We start from the raw sequence: 15,059 nt of genomic DNA on the forward strand, positions 1-15,059 counted from the left end.
GGGTGGTATGTCAGAGGCGGCGCAGTCGCGCCAGCTGTTTGGCGGTGAGGGCCACCGGGTCCTGGCCCTGCAGGGGGTATTCGATGGCGCGCGGCAGGCCGCTCGGCAGGTGTGCCAGCAGTGCCTTCCAGGCAGAGAGTTCGCTGTCGTGGGGTACACCGGCCCCGAGACGTCCTCCATCGTGCACGATGCCCTTGCAGTGTAGATAGCGCACGAAGGGGCCCAGGCGCCGGGCGGCGTCCAGCGGGTCACTATCGGTCCAGTGCCAGTTACCGATGTCAAAGGTCATGCCCAGCGAGCATCCTGCTGCCGCGGCGTCCTCAAGGCATTCGGCCAGGTGCTCCGGTGTGCCGCCCTCGGGGGTCTGGTCGTTCTCTAACAGCAGCGGTGGAAAGTCGTTCAAACGGTCGCGCAGTGCCGCCCAGTCGACCAGGCTCCCGCCGGGGTAGTGGCCCAGGGAGACCTTGATCGCGATCGCACCCAGAGCGGCGGCTTCGTCCAGGCGCTGGTCCAGTCGCACCGTGAGCCCGCCTGCCTCCCAGAGCCCATCGGGGGCGGAGTAGATCACCGCCAGGCCCTGCGCGGCACAGGCCTGGCCCAGGCCGATGAAGTCCGCGAAGCCCTCCGGCAACAGCTCGCGGCGGATCTCCACGCCATCGGCCCCGGCCGCGGCGAGCCACGGCAGCACGGCGGCCTGACCGTGGGTGACGATCAGGTTCTGACCATAGGCGGAGGTGGATACCAGCACGGCGGGAGTATCCGCGGTACCGGACAGTAGTGATGGGAACGGTGCTATTCGGGGGGTGGGCAAGGTAGCGGACATGGGGACTCCTGAAGGGGGGCTCTCAGCGGCGGGTGGAGCCGCGCGGGATCAGGCTGGCCTGGAAATGCACGCGGCGCGACGGCGTCGTGTGGTCACCGCATTCGCGACGCCGCATCAGGCACTCCACCGCGGCGCGACCGATCGCCTCGGTGGGTTGCGCCAGCGTGGTGATGCCGGGGCCGACCAGCGCGCACCAGTCGAGCTCGTCGATGCCCAGCAGGCCGGTGTCGCCCAGGCGGGCGCCGAGGGTCTGCAGGGCGCGGGTAGCCGCCAGGGTGGCGTTGCCATTGGCACACAGCAGCGCCCGTGGCGCCGTGCCCGGACGGGCCAGGAAGTCGCCGATGGCACGCTGCAAGGTCTCGCGATCCTTGAGGGCTTGGCAATGCGCCTCACCGGCCAGGCCGCGTGCCGCTACACCCTGGTGGAAGCGCATCAGGCGCGCCTGTCGGGGGCTGGCCTGTTCCGGGGGTTCGCTGAGATAAAGTAGTTCGCCATACCCCTGGACCTGGAGGTGGTCCAGGGCCAGGTCGAGTGCCCGGGCGTTGTCGAGGCCCACCACTTCGGCCTCCACCTCGCCGAGCTCACGGTCGAGCATCACAAGGGGCATGCCTTGTTCGACTAGCGCCTGGAGTTCCCGGTCGGGGCTGCCGGCGGCGTTGATCACCAGCCCCTCGACCCGGTAGGAGGTAAGCAGCGCCAGATGCTCTCGCTCCTGGGCCGGGTCGTTGTCGGTGTTGCAGACCAGCAGCGAATAGCCCCGCTCGCGGCAGGCTTGCTCCACGCCGTGCATTACCGCCACCGAGAAGGGGTTGCGGATGTCCGCCACCAGCATGCCGATCAACCGGGAGCGCCCTCCCTTGAGGCCACGGGCCATCTGGTTGGGACGATAGCCCAGCCGCTGCGCCGCGCTCTCGATGCGGCCCTGCAGTTCACGCGAGAGCCGTTCGCGCTCGCCGCCGAAGTAGCGGGAAACGCTGGTCTTGGAGGCGCCTGCCTCGCGGGCGACCTCGAGGATAGTGGCGCGCTGCGGTGAATGGATCGACATGGGGGAACTCATCAATGGAACCGTTCCCATGCTAGTCGCGATCGAGGCATTGGGCAAACTCTGGTGAGGGTTGCCCTGCAGGCGTCTGCCCGGTCCGGTGGCCGATGGAAGAGAGCCTCGGGAGTGTGTGCAGTCGTCGCATGTGTCAGATGTAATCAGTCATCCGACCCGCACAGGGGCCGTGGTGGCATACGATGGTTTATTTTATAATATTGATTTTAAAGTATTATTTATATTTCATTGGCATCCTGGCCCACCGCCTGCAGGGTCAGGATGAACGCGGGAACGGTGGATCGCCCATCAGCTTACCCACTACGCGGTCCCTGATCCGCCTTCCCGCTATCGCGAGCCAAGTGCTCAACACCCTCGCAAGTCCAGACCCCATGGAGGTGCGAAAATGATGTCCAAGGAATTCCTCAAGAAGCTCGGTGTCGCCGGTGTCTCGTTCGGCCTGATCGCCAGCCCGCTGGCGTTCGCTGATTTGAGCGAGCAAGAGGAACAGGAGCCGGTCACTCAGGAAGAGAGTGCCCCTGACACCAGTGGCGACAGCGCCGGGTATGACAGCACCGAGTACGAGAACGAGGAGCAGGAGTGGGAGACGTCCGGTTCCGATGACGCCTCAGGCTCCGACTCCGAGTATGAATACGAGGACGAAGAGGAAGAATGGGAAGAACCGGAAGAAGGTGAGGATGACGAGGATTCCTCCTGGTAATTTCCAAGGGCCGCCAGGCGCGGCCCCATCCTGGACGTGAGCCGGGATGGTAGACCAGTGAACGCCGCCACGGCTTTGTCGTGGCGGCGTTTTCGCGTGGACGGTCGTGAGGAGCTGATGCGGTTACTTCCGGGGGGGCGGCCCGATCCGGTGCCGCCGCCATGCCCACCAAGCGGCCAGGGCCGGGATACCGAACAGGAAGAGGTGAACCAGTAACTCCTCGGCCAGGGAGTAGCCGTGGGAGAGCCCCACGCCGAGGTTGGCGGCACTGACCGCAAGCCAAGCGGCGATAAAGCCCAGGGCGACGCGGGGGCGCCATGCCGGACGGCTGAGGGCCAGCGCCACGCCCAGCAGAAGCAGGCCGATAAGGATGAAGGCGAGGGTACGCATGATTCTGGGATCCTTTCTCTTGGAGCAGTCTTCCGTGCCTATAGCCTAGCCGTAAAACGACTAGGCGAGAGGGCGAAACGACGAGAGGGCGGACCCGCCTCGCCAAGCCAAGCCAAGGGCTATCGGGTGGTATAACCGCCGTTGGCGAAGATCGTCTGGCCGGTGATCCACCAACCGTCGGTGGCGAGGAAGCGCACGATGGGTTCGATGTCCTCGATCTTGGTCAGATCACCGTTCATGGCCTGGGACTTGTGGAACTCGACTCGCTCCGGCGTCTCCTGGCCATAGAAGAAGGGCGTGTCCATCGGTCCCGGTCCCACCGCAGTAACGGAGATGCCGCGAGAGCCGAACTCTTTGGCGGCGGCGCGGGTGAAATGCTCGACGGGCGACTTGCCGCCTGCATAGGTGGAGTAGCCGTCGGTAAAGGCGGCCAGCAGGGAGGTGACGATGGTGATGATCTTGCCGTCGTTGTTGAGGGTCCGTCCCGCCTCCCTGATGAAGAAGTAGGCGGCCTTGGCGTTGATATCGAACATCGAGTCATACTCCGCCTCGGAAGTCTCGACGATCGGTTTGCGCAGCACCTTGCCGACGGTATTGACGGCGATATCGACCCTGCCGAAGCGCGACCTCGCTTCGTTGAACAGGGCGGCGACATTGGCCGGTTTCGTCAAGTCGCCCTGGAAGGCGAAAGCGTCGCCGCCGGCCTCCTGAACTGCCTGTACGGTGGCTTCGGCGTCGGGTCGAGTGGCGTCGCCATGATAGTGCACTACGACCTTGGCCCCTGCTTCGCCCATCTTGCGGCTGATCAGCCCGCCCAGGTTCTTGGCGCCGGCGCCGACCACGACCACCTTGCCGTCGAGAGAATGTGTCGTCATCTTTCCCATCTCCTTTCTGTCCAGCGTCCCATTGAGGGACAGTTCCTGGTGAATGCGCGTGTGGACGCTGCGTGAAGGAGTATGGCGAAGGGGGAGCCGGAGATAATCTCCGCTCCCTCGACAGCACTATCCCGTGACGTCGAACAGTGAGGGGGTCAGGGGAAGAGGTTCAGGGAGAGAGGGTCAGGGGCGATGAGAGTCCCTGAATCTCCTGGCCAAGCAGGGTCTCCACCCAGGCGATAAAGACACGCAGAAGGCGCGAGCAATGATGGCGGTGAGGGTAGAGGATGGTGAGCGGCATGGGGGCCGCCCGATGATCGGGTAGCACCTCGACGAGGCGCCCCTCTCGCAGATGGTGCTGGACGTCGTAGGTCGGCACCTGGATCAGTCCGAGCCCCGCCAGACAGGCGGCGATATAGCTCTCCGCATTGTCCACGATGACCCGGCCCGGCAGGGAGAGCGTGCGTGACTCCCCCGCCTCCCGATATTCCCAGTCATCGGCGATGCTGCCGAAGGGGGAGGCGTAGTGAATGGTCTGGTGATGCCACAGGTCGTCGAGGGTCGTCGGGGTGCCATGCCGGGCAAGGTAGCCGGGGCTGGCGCAGTTGATCAGCGGCAGCCGACCGAGCGGGCGGGCGATCAGGCTGGACTCGGCGAGCTCACCGACGCGGATGGCGCAGTCCACGCCCTCGGCCACCAGGTTGACGGGGCGGTCGCTGGCGCCGACCTCGAGCTCGATGCCAGGATAGCGCGCGAAGAAGTCCGGCAGGGCGGGCACGATGATCAAGCGTGCGATGCGGCCAGGGGCCTCGATGCGTAGCCTGCCATGGAGCTGGGTATCATCCTGGTGGAACAGGCCCTCGAGCGCCTCCAGTTCGCCAAGCAGCCGCAGGGCCCTTTCATAGAGTTCCTCGCCGTCATGGGTCAGGGCGACGTGGCGCGTCGTGCGACTCAGCAGGCGTGTACCCAGCCGGGCCTCCAGCTCCCGGATGGCCGTCGAGACGGTGGAGCGGGGCATCTGCAGGCTGGCCGCGGCCTTGGTGAAGCTGCGCATCTCGGCTACGCGCAGAAAGGTGCGGAGGGTGTCGATACGATCCATGGCGGGGCCGTCGATCCTGGTGCTGGGGCCGTCAGGTTGCCACAGGCGGGCAGGGACGGAAACCGCCGCCGGCTGGCATGACCGGAAGCGACTCGGGCGGCCACCAGGGCCGCCCGACTATCCGTATCGCCAGCGAGACGTGCGAGGATTACCTCACCTTGGGATCCAGCTCGCCGCGTGCGTAGCGCTCGAACATCGCCTCGAGGTTGATCGGCTTGATCTTCGAGGCGTTGCCGGCGGTGCCGAAGGCTTCGTAGCGGGCGATACAGACTTCGCGCATGGCACCGACGGTTTCCTTCAGGTACTTGCGCGGGTCGAACTCCGACGGGTTATTGGCGAGGAAGCGGCGAACCGCCCCGGTGGAGGCCAGGCGCAGGTCGGTGTCGATGTTGACCTTGCGCACGCCATGCTTGATGCCCTCGACGATCTCTTCCACCGGGACGCCATAGGTCTCGGGAATCTCGCCGCCGAACTCGTTGATGATGGCGAGCCACTCCTGGGGCACCGAAGAGGAGCCATGCATCACCAGGTGGGTATCGGGGATGCGCGCGTGGATCTCCTTGATGCGCTGGATGGAGAGCGTGTCACCGGTGGGTGGCCGGGTGAACTTGTAGGCGCCGTGGCTGGTGCCGATGGCGATGGCCAGGGCGTCGACCTGGGTGGCCTTGACGAACTCGGCGGCCTCTTCGGGGTCGGTGAGCAACTGCTCCATGTCCAGCTTGCCTTCGGCGCCGATGCCGTCTTCTTCGCCCGCCATGCCGGTTTCCAGGCTGCCGAGGCAACCCAGCTCGCCTTCCACGGACACGCCGCAGGCATGCGCCATCTCGACGGTGCGCCGGGTGACATCGACGTTGTAGTCGTAGTCCGCCGGGGTCTTGCCATCCTCACCCAGCGAGCCGTCCATCATCACCGAGGAGAAGCCGAGCTGGATGGAGCGCTGGCAGACGGCGGGGCTGGTGCCGTGATCCTGGTGCATGACCACCGGAATGTGCGGGAATTCTTCCACGGCGGCCAGGATCAGATGGCGCAGGAAAGGGGCCCCGGCGTATTTGCGGGCGCCAGCGGAGGCCTGGACGATCACCGGGGAGTCGGTGGCGTCGGCGGCTTCCATGATGGCGCGCATCTGCTCGAGGTTGTTGACGTTGAAGGCTGGAACGCCGTAGCCGTATTCGGCGGCGTGGTCCAGCATCTGGCGCATGCTGATCAGTGCCATGAAGTGTCCTGTCGGTTTTCGGGGGTTATCAAGCTGTTCACGAAAGCGGCACGGCCATTGCCGTGCCGCTTCGATGTCGGGTGGCCGTTCTCAGCGCGCCGCGGCGTCCTCGAGGGCCTTGACCGCCGGTAGTGTCTTGCCTTCCACGTACTCGAGGAAGGCGCCACCGCCGGTGGAGATATACGAAACCTGTGCCTCGATGCCGTACTTGTCGATGGCCGCCAGGGTGTCGCCACCGCCGGCGATGGAAAATGCCGGACTTTCGGCGATGGCCTTCGAGATCACCTCGGTGCCATGACCGAACTGGTCGATCTCGAACACGCCCACCGGGCCATTCCAGAGGATGGTGCCGGCGCCCTTGAGCATGCCGGCGAGGTGAGCGGCGGTCTCGGGGCCGATATCCAGAATCATCTCGTCATCATTGACCTGGTCGACCGGCTTGACCACGGCTTGCGCGGATTCGGAGAACTCGGTGGCCACCACCACGTCGCTGGGCAGCGGAATCTCGACCTTTTCCATCAAGGCCTTGGCCTGGCCGATCAGGTCGGCCTCGTGCAATGACTTGCCGACGTTGTAGCCGGCCGCGGCGATGAAGGTGTTGGCGATGCCGCCACCGACGATCAGCTGGTCGCATTTGTCGGAGAGGGCCACCAGCACGTCGAGCTTGGTGGACACCTTGGAACCGCCGACGATGGCGGCCATCGGGCGTTTTGGGGTGGCAAGCGCTTTTTCGAGCGCATCGAGTTCGGCGGCCAGCAACGGGCCGGCACAAGCGGTGGGAGCGAACCGCGCCACGCCATGGGTAGAGGCCTGGGCGCGGTGGGCGGTGCCGAAGGCGTCCATGACGAAGATATCGCACAGCGCGGCGTATTGCTTGGCGAGCGTCTCGTCGTCGCCCTTCTCACCTTCGTTGAAGCGTACGTTCTCGAGCAGCACTACTTCGCCATCGGCGAGGTCGAGGGCGGCATCGAGGTAGTCCTGGACCAGGGTCACCGGGCGACCCAGCAGTTCACCCAGATGCTCGGCTACCGGGGCCAGCGAGAATTCCTCGGCGGGCTCACCTTCGGTGGGGCGGCCCAGGTGGCTCATCAGCATGACCTTGGCGCCTGAGTCCATGGCGGCCTTGATGGTCGGCAGTGCGGCGCGCAGTCGGGCGTCGCTGGTTACCTTGCCGTGCTTGACGGGGACATTCAGGTCCTCGCGGATCAGCACGCGCTGCCCGGCGAGGTCGAGGTCGGTCATCTTGTGGACGGTCATCGCAGCGTGGTCCTCATCTGGGGAATGGTGAAGCGGGAGCCGAGCCAGGGCGTCAGGGCGGCGGCATGGCGGCCAGGCGTTGGCCGACATCGAGCATGCGGTTGGCAAACCCCCACTCGTTGTCGAACCAGCACAGCATCTTGATCAAGCGGCTACCGGCCACCCGGGTCTGAGTGGCGTCAACGATACCGGAGCGCGGGTCGTGGTTGAAGTCGACCGAGGCCATGGGCGCTTCGGTGTAGCCGAGCAGGCCGGCCAACCGCTCACGGCTGGCCTCCTCGAACAGAGCATTGACCTGGGCGGCGGTGGTGTCACGCCGTACGGTGATCGCCAGGTCCATGGCCGACACATTGATGGTCGGCACGCGCATGTGCAGGCATTCGAAACGTCCGGCGAGATGCGGCATGAGCCGGTTGATACCACGCGCGAGCCCGGTATCCACCGGCACCATGGATTGCATCGCCGAACGGGTCAGACGCAGGTCGGTCTGGTGGTAGGCGTCGATCACCGGCTGGTCGTTCATTGCCGAATGGATGGTGGTGGTGACGCCATGCTCGATGCCAAGCGCCTCGTCGAGCACGGTCAGCACGGGCACCAGGCAGTTGGTGGTACACGACGCCGCGGAGAGAATGCGTTGCCCGGGAGCGAGGTCATGGTCGTTGATGCCGGTGACGATGGTGGCATCGACGTCGCTCTCGGCAGGCTGGGAGAACAGTACGCGCTTGGCGCCGGCGGCCAGGTGGCGCTCGGCGGTGGCGCGGTCGCGGAAGCTGCCGGAGCACTCCATGACCAGGTCGATACCCAGCTCTCGCCAGGGAAGGCACTCGGGGTCGGGCTGAGAGAGCACGCGGATCGGCTGGCCATTGACGCACATCACGTCACCTTCGGCTTCTACCTGGCCGGGAAAGCGGCCATGGGTGGTGTCGTAGCGTGTCAGGTAGGCGATGGTGGCGAGATCCGACAGCTCGTTGATTGCCACGATCTCCAGTGGCGACATTCCGGCTGCCGCTTGGCCATGGGCCTGGCGTTCGACGAGTGCGCGCAGCACGCACTGGCCGATGCGGCCGTAACCGTTGATGGCGATGCGATGGGCCATGGTGGTGGGACAGTCTCCTGCGGCGGTGTCACACGAGCCGGCGATTCTAGCGCATTTGCGCCCCTTCAGTCTGCTACAGGCCCAGCAGCCGCCATGCCAGCGGTAGAAACAGGGCGCTGAAGATGCCGGTGAGCCCCATGCCGAGCGAGGCGAAGGCGCCCGCGGTGGTGCCAATCTCGAAGGCGCGCACCGTTCCGATCACATGTCCGTTCACTCCGAGCACGAAACCCAGCACCCGCTGGTCCTGGATGCCGAACAGGCGTGCCAGAAGCCCGACGAAGGCGACGCTTGCCACGCCCGTCACCAGCAGGCCTCCCATCATCAGCGGCACGACACCGCCAAGCTGTTCGGTGATGCCGATGGCAATGGGAGCGGTCACCGACTTGGGGGCCAGCGAAGCCAGTACTTCCGGCGTGGCACCGAGCAACCAGGCGAGTCCAATGGCGTAGAAGGCCGCCAGGGCCGCCGCTGGCGGGAGGCAGATCAGGATCGGGCGCCACAGTTCGCGAATGCGCGGCAGTTGCTGGTAGAGCGGCACGGCGAGTGCCACGGTGGCCGGGCCCAGCAATAACATTAGCCAGCCGGCACCCTCACGGTAGACGTCGTAGTCGATACCGGTAATGGCCAGGGTGGTGGCCAGCAGCAGCGCCGCCATCAGCACGCCCGGGCACCACACCGGGCGCCCCAGGCGGTTGAACAGCCAGCCGCCGGCCAGGAAGGCGGCAATGGTCAGGGTGATCGCGGGCAGCGGGGTAATCAGCAGCGAATCCCTGAGGCTTGCAAGCGAACTCATTGCTCGGCTCTCCCCTCTGATGTCTCGCGGGGCATGAAGCGCTGCATAAACCAGAATGTGGTGGCAACGCTTGCCAGGGTGCCGAGGATCAGCGCCACGCCCACGGCGAGCCATTGGCCGGCGAAGGCATCGACGATAAAGAACACGCCGACGACACCCGGCATGATCAGCATGGCGAGGAGCGTGATGAGTGGCTGGCTTGCGGCCTTGATAGCCACGCTGACGTGCCCGCGCAGGATCAGCCACGAGGTCAGGGCGAGCATGCCGATGACGCCGGAGGAGATCGGTAGGCCGAGCCAGATGACCAGCGCTTCACCCAGCAGCAGGAAGCCGGTGAGCCACAGAAAACCGCGTAGTTCGAGCATCCAGGTGCCTATCGGTAAGGGGGACTTGAAACCGTATCGAGTGCCCCTATTGTGCAGATTACCGGGGCCTTGTCAGCTGATCCTGGTGTGGCGCTGGTTCGGTCCCTTTCCCACCGTGTAGGCATGTGTAAGGAGGTGTTCGAGATGTTCGGAGATCTCAGAGGGTTAGAGCCCGCCCGCGTGCAGGGCATGGATTGGTTCCGCCAGTGGATGGATGAGGTGTTCCCGGACAGCGGGGCGGCGGATATTCGCTCGGTGCCGCGAGGCAGCTTTCCAATGATCAACGTGGGGCGTACCGATGATACGGTGCGGGTCTACGTGTTTGCGCCGGGGATTACCGCGTCCGAGCTTGCGATCGACATTCAGGACAACGTATTGACCGTGAGTGGCAAGCGAGATGCCGAGGCCGGCAATGGCGAGCAACAGCCGCCGCGTAGTGACTTCCGTCGCGAGCGCTTTCGGGGCGAATTCAGCCGCTCCCTGGCGTTGCCTGACGGGCTCGACGTCGAGCGTGCCGAGGCTCGCTTCCGCGATGGAGTCTGCGAGGTACTGCTGCCCAAGCGCGAAGAGCTCAAGCCCAGGCGCATCAACGTCCAGGTCGCGTGAATCCCGAGTCTACGAGTCCCGCAGCAAGGAGGTATTGGTCATGAACGATATCACTCGACGAGACGCTGGCCTGCCGGAGTCAGCCGAGAGCAACCAGCGTGGCGATAGCCTGTTGCCTCCGGTGGATATCTTCGAGGAGGGCAATGCCCTGCACATCCTCGCCGACATGCCGGGCGTGACGCGCGAAAGCTTGCATATCGAGGTCGACAGCAATGTGCTGAGCCTGGAAGGAGACGTGGCCCTCGAGATGCCGGAGACCCTCACGGCCATCTATGCCGAGGTTCGCGCCCAGCGTTATGCGCGGCGTTTCACGCTCAGCCATGAAATCGACAGCGATGCCATCGAAGCACGCATCGACAACGGCGTGGTGCATGTGACACTGCCCAAGAAAGCCACCCATCGGCGGCGCCGGATCGAGATCCAGGCCGCCTGAGTGGCCACCGATACCAGGTGCCCTGACCCTGTCAGGGCGCCTGGCTTTTTCCTGGTAGCCTCCCCCTTCAGCCATCCAATGGGGCTTTCGCCTGGTCTTTCACCCAGTTTCCGACGGGTGTCCAAGCGGTGATCTGCGCAGGCTGTTTCCACGACACGGTGCGTATCCACTAGGATGGGAGTAGAGAAAGCGCAAGGCTCATCCGCGAACCAGGTCCACACACGCTAGATTCGATACAGGCCTCTAGCCAAGGCCCTCATTTTCCCAAGGCCACCATTTTCCCAAGGCCCCCATTTTCCCAAGGAGAGGAACACCATGACCGATATTGCCAAGCTGTTGGGCAATGATGCCGATGACCTGCTCGGCCATACCTGTCAAGGCGTGCCGCGTGACAGCCTGCACTTGCCGGGGCCTGATTTCGTTGACCGCGTGGTATCGGCAAGCGACCGCCCGCCAGCGGTGCTGCGAAACCTGCAGGCGCTCTACAACCATGGGCGTCTCGGCGGCACCGGCTACCTGAGCCTGCTGCCGGTGGACCAGGGCATCGAACACTCGGCGGGCGCCTCGTTCGCGCCCAATCCGCGCTATTTCGACCCGGCCAACATCGTTGAGCTGGCCATCGAAGGCGGCTGTAATGGCGTGGCCTCGACCCTCGGCGTGCTCGGTTCGGTGGCGCGCCGCTATGCCCACAAGATCCCGATGATGCTCAAGCTCAATCACAATGAGTCGTTGAGCCATCCTGCCATCTACGACCAGACGCTGTTCGCCGAAGTCGAGCAGGCCTTCGACATGGGCTGTGTGGCGGTGGGCGCGACCATCTACTTCGGTTCTCACGAGAGCCGTCGCCAGATCATGGAGATCAGTGCCGCCTTCGAGCGTGCCCACGAGCTTGGCATGGTGACGGTCCTCTGGGCCTATCTGCGCAACCCGGCCTTCAAACATGAAGGCACCGATTACCATGTCGCCGCCGACCTCACCGGCCAGGCCAACCATCTGGCGGCCACTCTCAAGGCCGATATCGTCAAGCAGAAGCTACCGGAGAACAACGGGGGTTACCGCGCGATTGGCTTTGGCCATACCCACGATAAGGTGTATGACGAGCTGGCCACCGGCCACCCCATCGATCTGGCCCGTTACCAGGTCGCCAATTGCTATATGGGGCGTGCCGGGCTGATCAACTCGGGCGGCGGCTCCAAGGGCGAATCAGACCTCGCGGAGGCGGTGCGCACGGCGGTCATCAACAAGCGTGCCGGCGGCATGGGGTTGATCTCCGGGCGCAAGGCCTTCCAGAAGCCCATGGCCGAGGGCGTCGGGCTGCTTAACGCGATCCAGGACGTCTACCTGGACCCGGCGGTAACGGTGGCTTGATCACAGGCGTCACTGGATTATGTGAATCAGCTGGCGAGACGCAAACACTGGAGGCTGGGGATATCCTCGGCCTCGAGCCTGGGTGGGCAACACCTGATCGAAGTTTCAGGTGTTGTAGTCAGTTTCTGCGGCCAAGCCGTCATCCCTTGAACCGTGGGATTTTTTGACATGTCATTCTTGCCTGTAATCCTTGCGGGAGGTGTTGGCTCTCGGCTATGGCCATCGTCACGACAATTGCGTCCCAAGCAGTTCCTGTCGCTTGACGGCGGCCCCACCATGTTGCAACGGACGCTGGAACGTCTCGACGGGCTCGAGAAGCAACCGCCCATCGTGATCTGCAATGAAGCACATCGCTTCCTGGTGGCGGAACAATTACGCCAAGTCGGGTCTGAAAACCATCGCATCTTGCTGGAACCGGTAGGTCGCAACACGGCACCCGCGATCGCGCTGGCTGCCATTGCGGCGACTCAAGGCGGTGATGACCCCTTGTTGCTGGTACTGGCCGCAGACCACTTGATCCAGGATGTCGAACAGTTCCACGCCAGCATCGAACAAGCCCTGTCGCTTGCTGAGCTGGACTATCTTGTCACCTTCGGTGTGGTACCGACCTACCCCGAAACGGGATACGGTTATATTCATCAGGGATCGCCGCTGAGAGCGGGTTTTGGCGTCAGGCGATTTGTCGAAAAGCCCGATGCTGCCACAGCGAACGCTTACATCGAGAGTGGTGAATATTTATGGAATAGTGGCATGTTTCTGTTTCGCGCGAGTCGTTATCTGCAGGAACTGAAACGCTTTCATCCCGATATGCTTCACGCATGCCATCAGGCCATGTCCCACTTGGAAAGGGATCTGGATTTTACGCGCATGGATGGTGAGGCATTTGCTCGATGCCCCGAGATTTCGGTGGATTATGCCGTGATGGAAAACACCCAGCACGCTGCCGTTGTCCCCTTGTCTGCGCGCTGGAGCGATCTTGGCTCCTGGTCGTCGCTATGGGACATAAGTGACAAATGCGAGTCGGGAAATAGCTGTCATGGCGATGTCATTCAAGAAGACACCCGCAATACGTTGATTCGTGCCGAGAGTCGTCTGGTCGCTGCAATTGGCCTGGATGATCTGGTAATTATCGAGACCAAGGATGCTGTGCTGGTGGCTGATAGGCACAAAACGCAAGACGTCAGGAAGATCGTCGAGAGGCTCAAGTCGGACGGACGGTCCGAGTTCGAAAACCACCGAGAAGTCTATCGTCCCTGGGGGCGCTACGAATCGATAGACACGGGCCCGCGTTACCAGGTCAAGCACATCACGGTGAATCCCGGTGCAAGGCTTTCGTTACAGATGCATCACCACCGGGCGGAGCATTGGGTCGTGGTTTCCGGCACGGCCGAAGTGACCAATGGGCATGAGACCTATCTCGTTTCCGAGAATCAATCAACCTACATACCCATCGGCCAGATTCATACGCTTAAGAACCCCGGCCCGATACCACTCGAGCTGATCGAGGTGCAATCCGGGGGTTACCTGGGCGAAGACGACATCGTTCGCTTCGAAGATGACTATGGGCGTGTTTGATCACCTCAGCGACGCCCTTGGCCCTCAGCCTTCCAGCAATTCGCTCGCCTGCTTGACGACGTTGTCGACGGTGAAGCCGAAGTGCTTGAACAGATCCCCCGCCGGAGCGGATTCGCCGTAGCTGCGCATGCCGATGACGCGACCGTCCAGGCCCACGTACTGGTACCAGAAGTCGGCATGGGCGGCCTCGATGGCCAGCCGCCTGGTCACTGCGCGTGGCAGTACGCTGTCGCGGTAGTCGGCGTCCTGGTCATTGAAGCGGTCGGTCGAGGGCATCGATACCACGCGCACTGCGTGGCCCTGGGTCTCGAGCTCGCTGGCGGCATCCATGGCCAGGCCGACTTCCGAGCCGGTGGCGATCAGGATAAGGTCAGGTGTCACCACCTCGTCCTTGAGCACGCTCTCTTTCAGAACGTATCCACCCCGCTGGATATTGGCCAGTTGCTGCTTGCTGCGCGCTTGATGCGGCAGGTTCTGGCGTGACAGCACCAGCGCGGTGGGGCCGGCATTGCGCTTGATCGCGGCATCCCAGGCGGCAGCGGTTTCCACGGCGTCGCAGGGGCGCCAGGTGGCCAGGTTGGGGGTCGAGCGCAGCGTGGTCAGCTGCTCGATGGGCTGGTGGGTGGGGCCATCCTCACCCAGGCCAATCGAGTCGTGGGTGAACACGTAGATCGCCCGCTTGCCCATCAGCGCGGCCATGCGCACGGCGTTGCGCATGTACTCCATGAAGATCAGGAAGGTCGCACCGTAGGGGATAAACCCGCCGTGCAGCACGATGCCGTTCATGATCGCGCCCATGCCGAACTCGCGCACCCCGTAGTGCAGGTAGTTGCCATCCGTCGCCTCAGGGGTGATCGCCTTGGCGCCGTCCCAGAAGGTCAGGTTGGAGGGCGCCAGGTCGGCACTGCCGCCAAGCAGCTCGGGCAATTGCGGGCCGAGTTCGTTCAGGCAGTTGAGCGAGGCCTTGCGGCTGGCGATCGACTCGCCCTGCTGCTGGGCATGCTGCACCATCGCCTCGCTGGTGAATTCGGTCGGCAGCTGACACTGCACGCGGCGCTCGAATTCACGGGCCAGTTCCGGGTGGGCCTCGGCGTAGCGATCGAAGCGTGCCTGCCAGGCATCCTGGCGAGCCTTGCCGGCTTCGCAGGCATCCCAGCCGCGATAGATATCCTCGGGGACATGGAAGGGGGCGTGGGGCCAATCGAGCTGAACGCGCGCCGCGGCTACCTCGTCCTCGCCCAGTGCCGCGCCGTGGCACTCCTCCTTGCCCTGCTTGTTGGGCGCGCCAAAGCCGATGATGGTCTTGCAGATGATCAGGCTGGGCTTGTCGTCGTGCTGCTTGGCCAGGGCGATGGCCGCCTCGACTTCCTCGGGCTTGTGGCCGTCGACCTGGGGCACCACGTGCCAGC

The 15,059-nt window shown here is 64.1% G+C and carries 16 protein-coding genes; 5 read left to right on the forward strand and 11 right to left on the reverse strand.

Features of this window, described 5'->3' with window-relative positions; genetic code table 11:
• Positions 1–10: 10 nt before the first annotated feature.
• A complete protein-coding gene (locus C6V82_RS09780) occupies positions 11–823 on the reverse strand; it encodes a sugar phosphate isomerase/epimerase family protein (protein ID WP_102587763.1) in 813 nt (270 codons plus the stop codon).
• 22 nt (positions 824–845) lie between these two features.
• Complete coding sequence (locus C6V82_RS09785) at positions 846–1,868, reverse strand: LacI family DNA-binding transcriptional regulator (protein WP_102587764.1); 1,023 nt, start codon at positions 1,866–1,868, stop codon at positions 846–848.
• A gap of 397 nt (positions 1,869–2,265) precedes the next feature.
• Here C6V82_RS09785 and C6V82_RS09795 point away from each other — a divergent pair, with 397 nt between their 5' ends.
• Positions 2,266–2,580, forward strand: coding sequence for a hypothetical protein (locus C6V82_RS09795; protein WP_229843153.1), 315 nt, complete (start codon positions 2,266–2,268; stop codon positions 2,578–2,580).
• A 123-nt stretch (positions 2,581–2,703) separates the two neighbouring features.
• Here C6V82_RS09795 and C6V82_RS09800 read toward each other — a convergent pair whose 3' ends face one another.
• From C6V82_RS09800 to C6V82_RS09835, 8 genes are all read right to left on the reverse strand, one after another.
• A complete protein-coding gene (locus C6V82_RS09800) occupies positions 2,704–2,970 on the reverse strand; it encodes a hypothetical protein (RefSeq protein WP_102587766.1) in 267 nt (88 codons plus the stop codon).
• Between the two features lie 119 nt (positions 2,971–3,089).
• Entirely contained in the window at positions 3,090–3,845 is a 756-nt protein-coding gene (locus tag C6V82_RS09805) for an SDR family oxidoreductase (protein ID WP_102587767.1), read from the reverse strand.
• Between the two features lie 169 nt (positions 3,846–4,014).
• On the reverse strand, positions 4,015–4,944 hold the full coding sequence (locus C6V82_RS09810; protein WP_102587768.1) for a LysR family transcriptional regulator: 930 nt from the start codon (positions 4,942–4,944) through the stop codon (positions 4,015–4,017).
• A 148-nt stretch (positions 4,945–5,092) separates the two neighbouring features.
• Positions 5,093–6,157 carry a class II fructose-bisphosphate aldolase gene (gene fba / locus C6V82_RS09815; protein WP_102587769.1) on the reverse strand — a complete coding sequence of 355 codons (1,065 nt, stop codon included), beginning with the start codon at positions 6,155–6,157 and terminating at the stop codon, positions 5,093–5,095.
• Positions 6,158–6,247: 90 nt separating this feature from the next.
• Complete coding sequence (locus C6V82_RS09820; RefSeq protein WP_102587770.1) at positions 6,248–7,414, reverse strand: phosphoglycerate kinase; 1,167 nt, start codon at positions 7,412–7,414, stop codon at positions 6,248–6,250.
• A gap of 52 nt (positions 7,415–7,466) precedes the next feature.
• Positions 7,467–8,510 carry a type I glyceraldehyde-3-phosphate dehydrogenase gene (locus C6V82_RS09825; protein WP_102587771.1) on the reverse strand — a complete coding sequence of 348 codons (1,044 nt, stop codon included), beginning with the start codon at positions 8,508–8,510 and terminating at the stop codon, positions 7,467–7,469.
• A 73-nt stretch (positions 8,511–8,583) separates the two neighbouring features.
• A complete protein-coding gene (locus tag C6V82_RS09830) occupies positions 8,584–9,303 on the reverse strand; it encodes an LrgB family protein (RefSeq protein ID WP_102587772.1) in 720 nt (239 codons plus the stop codon).
• Positions 9,300–9,668 carry a CidA/LrgA family protein gene (locus tag C6V82_RS09835; RefSeq protein WP_102587773.1) on the reverse strand — a complete coding sequence of 123 codons (369 nt, stop codon included), beginning with the start codon at positions 9,666–9,668 and terminating at the stop codon, positions 9,300–9,302. The genes C6V82_RS09830 and C6V82_RS09835 overlap by 4 nt, the downstream gene beginning before the upstream one ends.
• A gap of 144 nt (positions 9,669–9,812) precedes the next feature.
• Between C6V82_RS09835 and C6V82_RS09840 the strand changes: the two genes are divergently transcribed.
• From C6V82_RS09840 to C6V82_RS09855, 4 genes are all read left to right on the forward strand, one after another.
• On the forward strand, positions 9,813–10,274 hold the full coding sequence (locus C6V82_RS09840) for an Hsp20/alpha crystallin family protein (RefSeq protein WP_102587774.1): 462 nt from the start codon (positions 9,813–9,815) through the stop codon (positions 10,272–10,274).
• Between the two features lie 40 nt (positions 10,275–10,314).
• Positions 10,315–10,707 (forward strand): Hsp20/alpha crystallin family protein, encoded by a 393-nt coding sequence (locus tag C6V82_RS09845; protein WP_102587775.1) that lies wholly within the window; start codon positions 10,315–10,317, stop codon positions 10,705–10,707.
• Positions 10,708–11,022: 315 nt separating this feature from the next.
• Positions 11,023–12,075, forward strand: a complete 1,053-nt coding sequence (locus C6V82_RS09850; RefSeq protein ID WP_102587776.1) for a class I fructose-bisphosphate aldolase — start codon at positions 11,023–11,025, stop codon at positions 12,073–12,075.
• 168 nt (positions 12,076–12,243) lie between these two features.
• Positions 12,244–13,650: a mannose-1-phosphate guanylyltransferase/mannose-6-phosphate isomerase gene (locus C6V82_RS09855; RefSeq protein ID WP_102587777.1), complete on the forward strand. Its 1,407-nt coding sequence runs from the start codon at positions 12,244–12,246 to the stop codon at positions 13,648–13,650.
• A gap of 24 nt (positions 13,651–13,674) precedes the next feature.
• Here the strand turns inward: C6V82_RS09855 and C6V82_RS09860 are convergent.
• Positions 13,675–15,059, reverse strand: a 1,385-nt coding sequence (locus tag C6V82_RS09860; RefSeq protein WP_107164739.1) for a transketolase family protein, incomplete at its 5' end; no start/stop codon positions are given.

The organism is Halomonas urumqiensis (genome assembly GCF_003028575.1).
Classification (GTDB): Bacteria; Pseudomonadota; Gammaproteobacteria; order Pseudomonadales; family Halomonadaceae; genus Halomonas; species Halomonas urumqiensis.

Bases quoted from the DNA above. Each gene is read 5' to 3' on its own strand.
- C6V82_RS09835 (WP_102587773.1), bottom strand. From the start codon at position 9,668: ATGCTCGAACTACGCGGTTTTCTGTGGCTCACCGGCTTCCTGCTGCTG.
- C6V82_RS09830 (WP_102587772.1), bottom strand. From the start codon at position 9,303: ATGAGTTCGCTTGCAAGCCTCAGGGATTCGCTGCTGATTACCCCGCTG.
- C6V82_RS09805 (WP_102587767.1), bottom strand. From the start codon at position 3,845: ATGACGACACATTCTCTCGACGGCAAGGTGGTCGTGGTCGGCGCCGGC.
- fba (WP_102587769.1), bottom strand. From the start codon at position 6,157: ATGGCACTGATCAGCATGCGCCAGATGCTGGACCACGCCGCCGAATAC.
- C6V82_RS09855 (WP_102587777.1), top strand. From the start codon at position 12,244: ATGTCATTCTTGCCTGTAATCCTTGCGGGAGGTGTTGGCTCTCGGCTA.
- C6V82_RS09825 (WP_102587771.1), bottom strand. From the start codon at position 8,510: ATGGCCCATCGCATCGCCATCAACGGTTACGGCCGCATCGGCCAGTGC.
- C6V82_RS09840 (WP_102587774.1), top strand. From the start codon at position 9,813: ATGTTCGGAGATCTCAGAGGGTTAGAGCCCGCCCGCGTGCAGGGCATG.
- C6V82_RS09850 (WP_102587776.1), top strand. From the start codon at position 11,023: ATGACCGATATTGCCAAGCTGTTGGGCAATGATGCCGATGACCTGCTC.
- C6V82_RS09810 (WP_102587768.1), bottom strand. From the start codon at position 4,944: ATGGATCGTATCGACACCCTCCGCACCTTTCTGCGCGTAGCCGAGATG.
- C6V82_RS09795 (WP_229843153.1), top strand. From the start codon at position 2,266: ATGATGTCCAAGGAATTCCTCAAGAAGCTCGGTGTCGCCGGTGTCTCG.
- C6V82_RS09800 (WP_102587766.1), bottom strand. From the start codon at position 2,970: ATGCGTACCCTCGCCTTCATCCTTATCGGCCTGCTTCTGCTGGGCGTG.
- C6V82_RS09780 (WP_102587763.1), bottom strand. From the start codon at position 823: ATGTCCGCTACCTTGCCCACCCCCCGAATAGCACCGTTCCCATCACTA.
- C6V82_RS09820 (WP_102587770.1), bottom strand. From the start codon at position 7,414: ATGACCGTCCACAAGATGACCGACCTCGACCTCGCCGGGCAGCGCGTG.
- C6V82_RS09785 (WP_102587764.1), bottom strand. From the start codon at position 1,868: ATGTCGATCCATTCACCGCAGCGCGCCACTATCCTCGAGGTCGCCCGC.
- C6V82_RS09845 (WP_102587775.1), top strand. From the start codon at position 10,315: ATGAACGATATCACTCGACGAGACGCTGGCCTGCCGGAGTCAGCCGAG.